The sequence below is a fragment of the Actinoplanes flavus genome (assembly GCF_017592555.1).
GTDB lineage: Bacteria > Actinomycetota > Actinomycetes > Mycobacteriales > Micromonosporaceae > Actinoplanes > Actinoplanes flavus.
In genome coordinates, this window is the sequence record NZ_JAGFNS010000007.1 from 46604 (window position 1) to 59420 (window position 12817).

Genomic DNA, 12817 nt, shown 5'->3' on the forward strand with positions numbered 1-12817 from the left:
CCGCACCCCGTCACCGCGCCCTGAGGCTTGCCGCACCCCGCCACCGCATCCGGAAGGCACCGCACCCGGGAGGCACCGCACCCGGAAGGCACCGCATCCGATGCCGCCGGCCGACCGCAGCCGCGGCTCAGTCGGCGATCCGGACGGCGGGCCGCCCGAAACGTACTGGTTCCGGATGCGAAGCTCGGCGCCCGTACCGCGGAAATAGGACCGGGCACCGCTGTGACCGTGAGGTCCAGCGGTGCCCGGGTTTTGTCCAATACCGGCCCCACCCGAAGGGTGGCCGGGGTCAGCTGCCGCGACTGTGCGGCTCTGACATGATCCGGAACGAGCGGATCAGGCGGACAGCGCGGCGATCTTCTTGGCGATGGCCGACTTGCGGTTGGCCGCCTGGTTCTTGTGAATGACGCCCTTGCTGACGGCCTTGTCCAGCTGACGCGAAGCGTCACGCAGAAGAGCGGTGGCCGACTCGACGTTGCCCGAGTCGCTCGCCTCGTGCAGCTTGCGGATCACCGTCTTCAGCGAAGACTTGACCGACTTGTTGCGCAGACGGGCCTTCTCGTTCTGCCGGTTGCGCTTGATCTGGGACTTGATGTTCGCCACGCGACAGCCTTGTCCTGACTAGGTTCGGAAAAATGGTCTCAAGCGGTGGGCGCCTCGCCGACTGTCCCGGCTCGGAGCCGGAGCAGCTGACAGGGTGTCACCACACGCGATGAGCCAGACTACCAGCACCGTTCCGAGCCGCCAAAACGGCTCCGGCCCCACGGTCAGCGAGTCCAGCCGCGGCCCCACGGTCAGCGAGTCCAGCCGCGGCGCTCGGCCAGCCAGGCCAGCGCCTGGGTTCCGCTGAACCGCTGATGCTGACGGCTGTGCGGTGAGGCGCTGGTCGGTCCGTCGGCCGCCCGGACCAGCCAGTACCCGGCGAGGGCGGCCAGAGCGCCGTCCACGCCGTCCGGCGGCGGCTTCCACGCCCGGAGGTGGGCGTCGGTGTCCAGGCCGCTGGCGTACGCGCTGATCAGCAGCGTGACCGTGTCGAACCAGGGCGCCCCCAGGCAGGGCCACGTCCAGTCACAGAGCCAGGCCCGGCCGGAACCGTCGACGAGGACGTTGTCGACGCGCAGGTCGCCGTGGCACATTCCCGGGCCGCCGGCCGTCGAGGGCAGCCGGCGTTCGAGGTCGGCCAGTTCGCGCAGCCGCTCCGGCGCGACGGTGCCCCGTGCGGTCACCGGCATCGGCTCGTGCCCCGCCTCGATCAGCGACCACCAGGACATCTCCGCGCGCAGGATGTCCGGGAGCGCGGGCAGCCCCACGGCGAGCAGTTCGGGGGTGGGACGGGCCAGCGCCGACGCGGCCCGGCGCCAGGAGGCCAGCGCGGCCTCCAGGTCGGCCGCCGACCACGGCAGCGACGGGATCCGGCCGTCGACCGGCTCCATGCACAGGACGAACCATCCGGCCTCGGCCAGGGTCCAGCGGGGCCGGGCCGCGATCACCTCCCCGGGGAGGGCCGCGGTGATCGCGTGCTCACGTGCGTACCACTGGGCGGTGGGGTCGTCGAGCCGGGCGGCCTTGACGAAGGCGGCGACGCCGGTCCCGGTGGTGAGCAGCGCGGCGAAGGCCCGGGTGAAGCCGCCGCCGGCGCTGCGCGCGGCGACGACCGGCGATCCGAGACGCGCGGTGATCGCCTTTCGCACGCCACGCGGCAGATCAGACCATTCCGGGCGTACGGCGGTGGCGTCGTACGGTACGTCGGGCAGCGAGATCGGCCGCATGTTCCCCATCCTGCCGCCGGCGGAATTGTCGTACCCCACTGGGAGGATCGCAGGCATGAGAACCGACGATTTCTGGGCGGTCATCGACCGTGCCACCGCCGACCGGCCGGCCTCGCCCGCCGAGGTGGCCGAGCGGGCCGTCGCCGACCTGGCCGCGCGCGATCCGGAGGAGATCGTCGCCTGGGGCCGTCACCTGGACAAGGTGATGGTCGCGTCCGGCACCGAGGATCTGTGGGCGGCCGCCTACCTGATCAACGGCGGCGTCGACGAGGCCGGGTTCGACGCGTTCCGGGGCTGGCTGATCGCCCACGGGCGCAAGGCCGTCGCGTCGGCGGTGCAGAAACCCGACGTGCTGGCCAACGTCGTCGTGATCAAGCAGGCGGCCGATACCGGCGCCGTCTTCGCGGCCGAGGAGGTGCTCGACATCGCGGCCCGGGCCTACGAGCAGGCCACCGGTGGGCCGCTGCCGGCCGAGGAGCGGCCACGCACCCGCCCGGAGGTCGGCGACCTGTGGGATTTCGACAACGAGGACGAGATGCGCCGCCGCCTCCCGCGCCTGTCCGCCCTCTTCCTGGAGCCACCGGACTGACGTGCTGTCCGGGCCTGGGCCGGATGAGCCGCCGGGCGGGACATGGGCACTGGCAAGGGCGCTTCGTGCCGGGTGCTGTGGGCTTGTTCCGGGCCGGGCGGCGCTCTGTGCCGGGCGACCGACGGGTGCGGTGGGTTGAGTTCTGGCCGGCGGCGCTCTGTGCCGGGTGACCGACGGATGTGGTGGGTTGAGTTCCGGTCGGCGGCGCTCTGTGCCGGGTGACCGACGGGTGCGGTGGGTTGAGTTCTGGCCGGCGGCGCTCCGTGCCGGGTGACTGATGGATGCGGTGGGTTGGGTCCCGACCAGCGGTGGGTCATGCCTGGCGGATGACAGCCGGGTCGAGGTCCGGCCGGTGGCGGTTCGTGTCGCCTGACGGGTGGGTGCCCGGGACGTGGGAAACGGGCCGGGCCCGGTTGGGCGGGTTGGGCAGACTCGGCGGCATGAGTGCTGAATCGGGAAGTGTGGCCGCGGTCAGTCGCAACGACGTCTACTCGTTCACGAAGCCGAATCGCGACGAGATCGTGCTGGTGGCCGGGATCGGTGTGGAGGGCGATGTGCACGCGGGTGTGCACGTGCGGCACCGCAGCCGGGTGCAGGCCGACCCCACTCAGCCCAACCTGCGGCAGGTGCACCTGATCCAGGCGGAGCTCTTCGACGAGGTGGCCTCGAAGGGCTACGACGTGCCCTCCGGCGGCCTGGGGGAGAACGTGACCACCCACGGCCTCGACCTGCTCGGGCTTCCGCGCGGCACGATTCTGCGTTTCGGCGCCGTCCCGGCCGCGGAACCCGCCCGGCGGGACGGGGTGGGGGTGCCGGGTGCCGTGTTCGCGGGGGCGGAGGCTGCGACGTTGGACGAGGCCACCGCTCGGGACGGGGTGGCGGTCGGGGAGGCCGCCCGGCGGGACGGGGTGGCGGTGCTGGGGGCCGTGTTCGCGGCGGCGGAGGCTGCGACGTTGGACGAGGCCACCGCTCGGGACGGGGTGGCGGTCGGGGAGGCCGCCCGGCGGGACGGGGTGGCGGTGCTGGGGGCCGTGTTCGCGGCGGCGGAGGCCGCGACGTTGGACGAGGCCACCGCCCGGGCCGCGGTGGCGGTCGAGGAGGCCGCCCGGCGGGACCGGGGTGACGATCCCCGGCCCGCGGTCATCCTGGCCGGGCTGCGGAATCCGTGTGCGCAGATCAACGGGTTCCGGGCCGGGCTGCTCAAGGAGGTGCTCCGGAAGGACGAGCGGGGCGATCTGGTCCGCAAGGCCGGGGTGATGGGGGTGGTGCTGCGGGGTGGGGTGATTCGTCCCGGAGATCCGGTTGCCGTGGAGCTGCCGCCGGGCCCGCACGGACCGCTCGAACGGGTGTGATCGGACCTGCCCCCGCGGGCGTGGGACGATAGGGGGCGCCGGCTGAAGTCCGGCGCTCAAGACCAGCCCGAGAAGAACGGATGACCGTGCCTGGACCGCTCGACCCCGGCGTGAACGTGATCGGATCGACCGATCCGAGCCGTATCCGCAACTTCTGCATCATCGCCCACATCGACCACGGCAAGTCGACGCTGGCCGACCGGATGCTGCAGATCACCGGGGTGGTCGACCCGCGCCAGATGCGCGCGCAGTATCTCGACCGGATGGACATCGAACGCGAGCGCGGCATCACGATCAAGTCGCAGGCCGTGCGCATGCCCTGGGTGGTCCGCGAGGGCGACAAGCAGGGCGAGTCCGCCGTCCTCAACATGATCGACACTCCGGGGCACGTGGACTTCACCTACGAGGTGTCCCGCAGCCTGGCCGCCTGTGAGGGCGCGATCCTGCTGGTCGACGCCGCGCAGGGGATCGAGGCGCAGACGCTCGCCAACCTGTACCTGGCGATGGAGAACGACCTCCACATCATCCCGGTGCTCAACAAGATCGACCTGCCGGCCGCCCAGCCGGAGAAGTACGCCGAGGAGCTGGCCAAGCTGATCGGCGTCGAGCCCAGCGACGTGCTGCGGGTCTCCGGCAAGACCGGTGTCGGCGTGGATCACCTGCTGGACGAGATCGTCCGGCAGTTCACGCCGCCGGTCGGCGACCCGGACGCCCCGGCCCGCGCGATGATCTTCGACTCGGTGTACGACGTCTATCGCGGCGTGGTCACCTACGTCCGGGTGGTCGACGGCCGGATCCAGGCCCGCGACCGGATCAAGATGATGTCCACCGGCGCCGTGCACGAGCTGCTGGAGCTGGGCGTCGCCTCGCCGGAGATGGAGAAGGCGGGAGCCCTCGGCGTCGGTGAGGTCGGTTACCTGATCACCGGTGTGAAGGACGTCCGCCAGTCGAAGGTCGGCGACACCGTCACCGGTAACAACCGTCCGGCCAAGGAGGCGCTCGGCGGCTACAAGGACCCGAAGCCGATGGTCTACTCGGGTCTCTACCCGATCGACGGCTCGGACTATCCGGCGCTGCGTGACGCGCTCGACAAGCTCAAGCTCAACGACGCCGCGCTCACCTACGAGCCGGAGACCTCGGCGGCGCTGGGCTTCGGTTTCCGCGTCGGCTACCTGGGCCTGCTGCACCTGGAGATCATCGGCGAGCGGCTGGAGCGCGAGTTCGGCCTGGATCTGATCTCCACCGCGCCGAACGTGGTCTACCAGGTGATCACCGAGGACGCGAAGGAGACGGTGGTCACCAACCCGAGCGAGTTCCCGTCCGGCAAGATCGCGGAGATTCATGAGCCGGTGGTGCGCGCCACCGTCCTGGTGCCGAACGAGTACGTGGGCGCCGTCATGGAGCTGTGCCAGAGCCGCCGCGGCAGCCTGCTCGGCATGGAGTACCTGTCCTCCGAACGGGTGGAGCTGCGGTACACGCTGCCCCTCGCCGAGATCATCTTCGACTTCTTCGACCAGTTGAAGAGCAAGACCAAGGGGTACGCGTCCCTCGACTACGAGCCCTCCGGCGAGCAGGTGGCCGACCTGGTGAAGGTGGACATCCTGCTGCACGGCGAGCCGGTCGACGCGTTCAGCGCCATCGTGCACAAGGACAACGCCTACTCGTACGGCACGACGATCGCCGCCAAGCTGCAGAAGCTCATCCCGCGGCAGCAGTTCGAGGTGCCCATCCAGGCGGCCATCGGCTCCCGGATCATCGCCCGCGAGACGATCCGCGCGATCCGCAAGGACGTGCTCGCGAAGTGCTACGGCGGTGACATCAGCCGGAAGCGGAAGCTGCTGGAGAAGCAGAAAGAGGGCAAGAAGCGGATGAAGATGGTGGGCCGTGTGGAGGTTCCGCAGGAGGCCTTCATCGCCGCGCTCTCCACCTCCGACAGCACTGACGCGAAGGGGTCAGGCAAGAAATAGGGCGGTTTGATTCCTCGGGGGGTCGGGAACACAGGGGCTCGACGGACGCAACCACCAAGCTCCACCCCCGAGGAGGAACCTCATGGAACTCACGCTCACCGGCATCATCGTCGCCCTGATCGTCGGCCTCGTGGTCGGCGCGCTCGGCCGGCTCGTCGTACCGGGCCGCCAGAACATCCCGCTCTGGCTGACCCTGGTCGTCGGTGTGGTGGCCGCGCTGCTGGGCACCGTGATCGCCCGCGCCGCGGGTGTCGCCGACACCGCCGGCTTCGACTGGATCGAGTTCTTCTTCCAGGTGGCTCTGGCCGCCATCGGTGTGGCGCTGGTCGCCGGTGTCGGTGGCCGTCGCCACCTGACCCGGTGACCGCGGCCTGACCGCGAAGACGGAAAAGCCGGCCCCGCCCCCGCGGGTCCGGCTTTCCGTGCTTTCAGCGGAAGACCTCGGCCACCACCTGCGCCTGGTCGCCGCCGCTGCCGTCGGCCACCGGCTGCCACTTCCCCTCGGGGGCGTGCCATTCGAGATCACCGAACCGGACCCGTTCGAGGCCGGTGGACGAGGCGTGTGAGACCAGCCAGTGCGCGAAGCGCCAGCCGACGCTGGTGTCGGCCACGGCCACGGTCAGCCCGGCCGTCTCGGCGCTGCGGGCCTGGCCGCCCAGCTTCTTGCCCCAGTCCAGCTGGAGGCTGCTGAGCAGGGCGGTGGCCGCCTCGGCGCCGCGGATGGCCGGGGTGTCCGGGACGACGCACGCGACGGCGCCGGTGGCCCGGCCGGTCAGCGCGGCGGCCAGCACCCGGGACTCGTCGGCCCATTTCTCGTACGCGTTCGGGTAGGCCGAGCGCTGCACCCGCTGGGCCGCGTCGGTGACCCGCATGTCCTCCCAGCCCTTGACCTTCTTGAGGGCCGTGTAGAACTTGCCGGCCGCGTACCTCGGGTCCCGGATCTGCTCGACCGTGCCCCAGCCCTGGCTGGGCCGCTGCTGGAAGAGGCCGACCGAGTCGCGGTCGCCGCTGTCCAGGTTCTCCAGCTTCGACTCCTGGAAGGCGGTGGCGAGCGCGACCACCACCGCCTGCTCGGACATCCCGCGGCGCACGCCCACGGCGGCGATCGTCGCCGCGTTGGCCATCTGTGCCGAGTCCAGGGTCACCTCACCCTCGGCGCTGACCGTGCACTCCGGGCCCAGCTGGGGCAGCTTGATGGTGCCCGCCAGGTTGTTGATCAGCACGATCACGCCGACCACGCCGACGAGGGTCAGCGCGGTGATCACACCGACGATCGATCTGGTTCGCACCGTCACCTCCTCCGCGAAGCCGGACGCCAAGCCTAGACAACGATCGCTCGTGCCCCGGCGTGACTGGATCTCCGGGGCCCCGACCAGGGGCGATCATCGAACCCAGTCGGGGTCGCGCCTCTCCCGGGAGGCCGCCACACCCTCCCGGCCCTCCGCGGACTTGAAGTATCCCGCCGACCGCTGTGCGAGATCGGCCAGGTCGGTACGGATGGACGCGCTCCGCGTACGCCGGAGAAGTTGTTTGGTGCCGGCGAGCGCGAGCGGCCCGCCGCGGACGAGCGACGCGCAGTAGGCCGCGACGGCGGCGTCGAGTTCCTCCTCGGCGACCGCCGCGGTGACCAGGCCCACCTCGGCGGCCCTGGTCCCGTCGAAGACGTCGCCGGTGAGATAGAGCTCGGCGGCGGCCCGGGGCGCCAGGCGCGGCAGCACGGTGGAGCTGATCACCGCGGGGATCACCCCGAGCCGTACCTCGGTGAAGGCGAACGTCGCCGTGCGGGCGCAGACCGCGATGTCGGCCGCGCCGATCAGGCCGAGGCCGCCGGCCCGGGCCGGACCGCCGATCCGCGCCACCACCGGCTTGGGGAACTCCCAGAGCACGGACAGCACGTCGGCGAGCATCTCGGCGGGCAGCTTGTCGCCGGGCCGGGCCTCGGCGGTCTCCTTGAGGTCGACGCCGGAGCAGAAGACCGGGCCGGTATGGGACAGGACCACCACCCGGGAGTCCGGGTCGGCGGCCGACGCGGCCAGCGCGTCGAGCAGCCGCCGGAGCAGGGCGGTGGAGAGGGCGTTGCGGTTACCGGGGTTGTCCAGGGTAAGGGTGGTCACCCCGGCGCCGGTGGCGGTACGGACCAGATCCATGCCGGGAACCTTAACTACGCTTGCTGGATGGCCGGCGCACTCCCCGATGGCGAACCCGTACCCGACGACGGGTCGCTCCCCGACGAAGCGACCCGTGAGGTCGGTAAGGACGGTTTCGCCGTCTATGTCCATGTCCCGTTCTGCGCCAGCCGCTGCGGCTACTGCGACTTCAACACGTACACGGCGAGCGAGCTGGGCGGCGGGGCGAGCCGCGAGGAGTACGCCGACACCGTTCTGGCCGAGCTGGCCCTGGCCGCCCGGGTGATCGAGCCGGGCCGGGTGGACACCGTCTTCGTCGGCGGCGGCACACCCACCCTGCTGCCGGCCGGCGACCTGGCCCGGATCCTGGAGGGCATCGACCGCACCTGGGGTCTGGCCCCCGGCGCCGAGGTGACCACCGAGGCCAACCCGGAGTCGGTGGACCCGGCCTACCTGCGCGAACTCCGCCGGGGCGGGTTCACCCGGATCTCGCTGGGCATGCAGTCGGCCGCCGAGAACGTGCTGCGGGTCCTGGACCGCCGGCACACCGCCGGGCGGGCGCCGCGGGCCGCCGCCGAGGCTCGCGAGGCCGGGTTCGAGCACGTCAACCTCGACCTGATCTACGGCACGCCGGGCGAGACCCCGGAGGACTTCGCGGCCTCGCTGGACGCCGTGATCGGCGCCGGGGTGGACCACGTCAGCGCGTACGCCCTGATCGTCGAGGACGGCACCCGGATGGCCGGCCGGATGCGCCGGGGCGAACTGCCGTACCCCTCGGACGACGTGGCCGCCGACCGCTACCTGGCCGCCGAGGCCGCGCTGAGTGCGGCCGGTCTCACCTGGTACGAGGTGTCCAACTGGGCGAAGCCGGGCGGGGAGTGCCGGCACAACCTGCTGTACTGGACCGGCGCCGACTGGTGGGGTCTCGGGCCGGGCGCGCACAGCCACGTCGGCGGGGTCCGCTGGTGGAACGTCAAGCACCCGGTGACCTACGCGAAACGCCTGGCCGCCGGGAGTTCGCCGGGTCACGCCCGGGAGAAGCTGAGCGGTGACGACCGGCACATGGAGGACGTGATGCTCCGGGTCCGGCTGCGCGACGGCATCCGGTTGGACCGGGTCGACGCCACGGGCGCCGCGCGGGCCCTGGCGGACGGGCTGCTCGAGCCGGGGGCGTACGACGACGGCCGCCTCGTGCTCACGCTGCGCGGCCGCCTGCTGGCCGACGCGGTCATCCGTGACGTGGTGTGAGTCTCACCTGATGAAGCGCGCGCTCAGCGGATAGTCGAACGGCTCGTTGTTGGCCGCCTTCACGCCGGCGACGACACCCAGGATGGTGGCGACGAGCCAGGCCGCGCCGACGATGAAGATTCCCACGCCGACGCAGATGAGCAGGCTGCCGACCAGGCCGATGATGCCCCAGAGCAGCTGGAAGTTGAGCGCCTTGACGGCCTCCTCCCGCACGTACGGCGAGGTGTTGCCCCGGGCCAGCAGGGCGACCAGCGGCGCGATCCAGCCGAAGAACGTGCCGCCGAAGAACGCGCCGGCCGCCCCGCCGAAGTGCGCCACCAGGATCCAGGTGCGCTCGTCGCCGGCGGTGGACGGCGGCCGGTAGCCGTAGCCGTACCCCGGAGGCGGGTTGTAGGGAGGCGGTGGATGTCCGCCCGGCGGCTGATAGCGGGCGGTCGGGTCGTCGTCCGGCGGGCGGGGCTGTTCGGTCATGAAAGACACGCTAGGGCCCGCTATCGAGCCGGTCGACGACCAGGCAGGTACTTTCGATCATCGCGTTGCCGCCCGGGGCGTCGTAGACTGGCACTCTATTAGCGGGAGTGCCAGCAGGGGGAGGGGTCATATGAGTCTGGATGACCGCAAGCTCGAGGTGCTCCGGGCGATCGTCGAGGACTACGTCGAGACCCAGGAGCCGGTCGGCAGCAAGGCCCTGGTGGACCGGCACAAGCTCGGCGTCTCTCCGGCCACCGTGCGTAACGACATGGCGGTGCTGGAGGAGGAGGGCTACATCCGGCAGCCGCACACCAGCGCCGGCCGGGTCCCCACCGACGCCGGCTACCGGCTCTTCGTCGACCGGCTCACCCGGATCAAGCCCCTCAGCCCGGCCGAGCGCCGCGCGATCGAGCGCTTCATGATCGGCGCCGTCGACCTGGACGATGTGGTGCACCGCACAGTTCGCCTGCTGGCCCAGCTCACCCGCCAGGTCGCCGTCGTCCAGTACCCGTCGCTCTCCCGCTCCTCGGTGCGCCATCTGGAACTCGTGCCGATCTCCACCACCCGCCTGATGCTCGTGATGATCACCGACACCGGGCGGGTCGAGCAGCGCCTCGTCGAGATGCCCGGCCCGGTGCCCGACCGCGACGTGTGGGACCTGCGCCGTCGCGTCAACGAGAAGCTCTCCGGCCAGCGGCTCGCCGACACCCCGCCGCTGGTGCAGCGGCTGGTCGACGAGTGTGACGAGCCCGAGCGACGGGCCACGATGGCATGCCTCGCGTCGGTACTCTTGGAGACCCTCGTCGAGCGGAGTGAGGAGCGCCTCGCCCTCGCCGGCACGGCGAATTTGACACGCGGCGGTGTGCTGGACTTCCAGGGCACGCTGCGGCCCGTCCTCGAGGCTCTCGAGGAGGAGGTGATCCTGCTGAAGCTCATCGGCGACCTGGAGCCCCGGACCACCCGGGTCCGGATCGGTGACGAGAACGAGATCGACAACCTGCGGTCGGCGTCCGTGGTGAGCAGTGGTTACGGACCGGGCACCACGATCGTTGGTGGGCTCGGCGTGCTGGGGCCCACGCGGATGGACTACCCCGGCACTATCGCTACCGTTCGTGCAGTGGCACGCTACGTTGGCGACCTGTTGGCACAGAATTGACGGATTCGCGCAGACATTGAGGACTCCAAACCCCGTGGCCAAGGACTATTACGGAATTCTCGGTGTGAGCCGGGAGGCAACCGACGACGAGATCAAGCGCGCCTACCGCAAACTCGCTCGGCAGTACCACCCGGACGTCAACCCGGATCCGGAAGCGCACGACAAGTTCAAAGAGATCAACGCGGCGTACGAGGTCCTCTCCGACGACCAGAAGCGCCAGATCGTCGATCTCGGCGGTGACCCGCTCGCGCCCGGTGGCGGCATGCCCGGCGGTGCCGGCGGCGCCGGCCCGTTCGTCGGCTTCCAGGACATCATGGACGCCTTCTTCGGCACGGCCGCCGGCGGTGGCTCCCGGGGCCCGCGCCCGCGCACCCGTCCCGGCGCCGACGCCATCCTGCGTCTCGAACTGGACCTGGTGGAGACCGCCTTCGGGGTGGAGGCGCCGATCACCGTCGACACCGCGGTGCTCTGCACCCAGTGCTCCGGCGCCGGCACCGCGCCCGGCACCCACCTGGCCACCTGCGAGGTCTGCGCGGGCCGCGGCGAGGTCCAGTCGGTGCAGCGCACCTTCCTCGGCCAGGTCGTCTCGTCGCGCCCCTGCCAGAACTGCCAGGGCCACGGCACGGTCATCCCGACCCCCTGCCCCACCTGCGCCGGCGACGGCCGGATAAGGACACGCCGCTCGCTCACCGTCAAGATCCCGGCGGGCGTCGAGGACGGCATGCGGATCCGCCTGGCCCAGCAGGGCGAGGTCGGTCCCGGCGGCGGCACCGCCGGCGATCTCTACGTGGAGATCCACGAGCGACCGCACGACGTCTACTCGCGCAAGGGCGACGACCTGCACTGCCGGGTCACCCTGCCGATGACCGCGGCCGCGCTCGGCACCCGGATGACCATCAAGACCCTCGACGGCGAAGAGAACATCGAGGTCAAACCGGGCACCCAACCGGCCAGCACGCTGCGCATCCGCGGCAAGGGCGTCCCGCACCTGCGCGGCCAGGGCCGCGGCGAGCTCTTCGTGCACCTCGACGTCAAGACGCCGACCAAGCTCACCGCCGACCAGGAGCGCATGCTGCGCGAGTTCGCCAAGACCCGCGGCGAGGACGTGGCCGAGCTCTCCAAGCAGGGCGGCTTTTTCAGCCGGATGCGCGACGCCTTCAACGGCCACTAGATCAGATCCGCCGAGGGCCTCCCGAAGGTCAAGATCTTGATGTCGTGGCCGGGTGGTGGGTCCGGACCGTCGCTCCCGCCGAGGGCCGGGCGGGGGCGGCCAGTCGCCTGGCGGCTCCTGAACGGCCACCCCCACCCGGCGGCGTGCGTGAGTGGTCGCGCTCACCCCTCCCCGCGCCGGGAGGGGTAGCGTCTCAGGGATGTCCGCGCCACTGTTCCTGGTCGAGAGCCTGCCCGCTGGATCGTCGTACACGCTGGACGGCCCGGAGGGGCATCACGCCGCCACCGTGCAGCGACTTCGGGTCGGTGAGGCGCTGATCCTCGCCGACGGCCGCGGCGGCACCGCCCGGGCCGAGGTCACCGCGGTCGGGCGGGGCAGCGTCGAGGTGATGGTCAGCGCGGTCGGCCAGGAGCCGGCCGCCGACCCGAGGCTGGTCGTCGTCCAGGGCATCGCCAAGGGTGACCGGGGCGAGCTGGCCGTGCAGGCGATGACCGAGGTCGGGGTGGACGAGATCCTGCCCTGGGCGGCGTCCCGGTCGGTGGCCCAGTGGCGCGGCGACCGTGGTGTCAAGGCTCGCGACAAGTGGGCGGCCACCACCCGTGAGGCCGCCAAGCAGGCCCGCCGCTCCTGGCTGCCGGTGGTGACGGGCGACCCCGACTGCTCGACCAAGGTGGTGGCGGCCCGGATAGCCGGCGCGGCGGCCGCCTTCGTGCTGCACGAGGAGGCAACCGGGCGCCTCACCACCGCCGCTCTGCCGGAGCAGGGCGACATCGTCCTGGTGGTCGGCCCCGAGGGTGGCATCAGCGACGCCGAGCTGGAGGCCTTCCGCGAGGCGGGCGCGACCCCGGTCCGCCTGGGCACCGCGGTGCTGCGCACCTCCACCGCCGGAGTGGCCGCCCTGGCCGTCCTGAACAGCCGCCTGACCCGCTGGTGACCCCTCCAGCCGGCTCTGACGGCCGGCTGGAGGG

13 protein-coding genes are annotated in these 12817 nt (G+C 71.5%); 8 read left to right on the forward strand and 5 right to left on the reverse strand.

Annotation, left to right across the window (positions count from 1 at the left end; all coding sequences use genetic code 11):
- Window positions 1-336: 336 nt before the first annotated feature.
- A complete protein-coding gene (gene rpsT / locus J5X75_RS12110) occupies window positions 337-603 on the reverse strand; it encodes a 30S ribosomal protein S20 (RefSeq protein ID WP_183226191.1) in 267 nt (88 codons plus the stop codon).
- Between the two features lie 191 nt (window positions 604-794).
- The gene (locus J5X75_RS12115) at window positions 795-1769 is read right to left on the reverse strand and encodes a phosphotransferase (RefSeq protein WP_208467455.1); all 975 of its coding nucleotides are present in this window, start codon (window positions 1767-1769) and stop codon (window positions 795-797) included.
- 55 nt (window positions 1770-1824) lie between these two features.
- On the opposite strand from J5X75_RS12115, the gene J5X75_RS12120 reads away from it, so the two are divergent.
- The 4 genes from J5X75_RS12120 (at window position 1825) to J5X75_RS12135 (ending at window position 6041) form a co-directional block, all read left to right on the forward strand.
- Window positions 1825-2358 (forward strand): DUF4240 domain-containing protein, encoded by a 534-nt coding sequence (locus J5X75_RS12120; protein WP_208467456.1) that lies wholly within the window; start codon window positions 1825-1827, stop codon window positions 2356-2358.
- Between the two features lie 440 nt (window positions 2359-2798).
- Entirely contained in the window at window positions 2799-3710 is a 912-nt protein-coding gene (locus tag J5X75_RS12125) for an MOSC domain-containing protein (RefSeq protein WP_208467457.1), read from the forward strand.
- An 80-nt stretch (window positions 3711-3790) separates the two neighbouring features.
- Window positions 3791-5677 (forward strand): translation elongation factor 4, encoded by a 1887-nt coding sequence (gene lepA, locus J5X75_RS12130; protein ID WP_208467458.1) that lies wholly within the window; start codon window positions 3791-3793, stop codon window positions 5675-5677.
- 82 nt (window positions 5678-5759) lie between these two features.
- A complete protein-coding gene (locus J5X75_RS12135; RefSeq protein ID WP_208467459.1) occupies window positions 5760-6041 on the forward strand; it encodes a GlsB/YeaQ/YmgE family stress response membrane protein in 282 nt (93 codons plus the stop codon).
- A gap of 64 nt (window positions 6042-6105) precedes the next feature.
- Here the strand turns inward: J5X75_RS12135 and J5X75_RS12140 are convergent, their stop codons facing one another.
- Complete coding sequence (locus J5X75_RS12140) at window positions 6106-6972, reverse strand: hypothetical protein (protein ID WP_208467460.1); 867 nt, start codon at window positions 6970-6972, stop codon at window positions 6106-6108.
- Window positions 6973-7059: 87 nt separating this feature from the next.
- Complete coding sequence (locus tag J5X75_RS12145; RefSeq protein WP_208467461.1) at window positions 7060-7824, reverse strand: enoyl-CoA hydratase-related protein; 765 nt, start codon at window positions 7822-7824, stop codon at window positions 7060-7062.
- Window positions 7825-7851: 27 nt separating this feature from the next.
- On the opposite strand from J5X75_RS12145, the gene hemW reads away from it, so the two are divergent.
- Window positions 7852-9051 (forward strand): radical SAM family heme chaperone HemW, encoded by a 1200-nt coding sequence (hemW, locus tag J5X75_RS12150; protein WP_208467462.1) that lies wholly within the window; start codon window positions 7852-7854, stop codon window positions 9049-9051.
- Between the two features lie 3 nt (window positions 9052-9054).
- Here hemW and J5X75_RS12155 read toward each other — a convergent pair whose 3' ends face one another.
- Window positions 9055-9522 carry a DUF4870 domain-containing protein gene (locus J5X75_RS12155; protein WP_208467463.1) on the reverse strand — a complete coding sequence of 156 codons (468 nt, stop codon included), beginning with the start codon at window positions 9520-9522 and terminating at the stop codon, window positions 9055-9057.
- A gap of 130 nt (window positions 9523-9652) precedes the next feature.
- Between J5X75_RS12155 and hrcA the strand changes: the two genes are divergently transcribed.
- From hrcA to J5X75_RS12170, 3 genes are all read left to right on the forward strand, one after another.
- Complete coding sequence (hrcA, locus tag J5X75_RS12160; protein WP_208467464.1) at window positions 9653-10678, forward strand: heat-inducible transcriptional repressor HrcA; 1026 nt, start codon at window positions 9653-9655, stop codon at window positions 10676-10678.
- Window positions 10679-10712: 34 nt separating this feature from the next.
- Window positions 10713-11849 carry a molecular chaperone DnaJ gene (gene dnaJ, locus J5X75_RS12165; RefSeq protein ID WP_208467465.1) on the forward strand — a complete coding sequence of 379 codons (1137 nt, stop codon included), beginning with the start codon at window positions 10713-10715 and terminating at the stop codon, window positions 11847-11849.
- Window positions 11850-12048: 199 nt separating this feature from the next.
- Window positions 12049-12783, forward strand: coding sequence for a 16S rRNA (uracil(1498)-N(3))-methyltransferase (locus J5X75_RS12170; protein WP_208467466.1), 735 nt, complete (start codon window positions 12049-12051; stop codon window positions 12781-12783).
- Window positions 12784-12817: the final 34 nt, after the last annotated feature.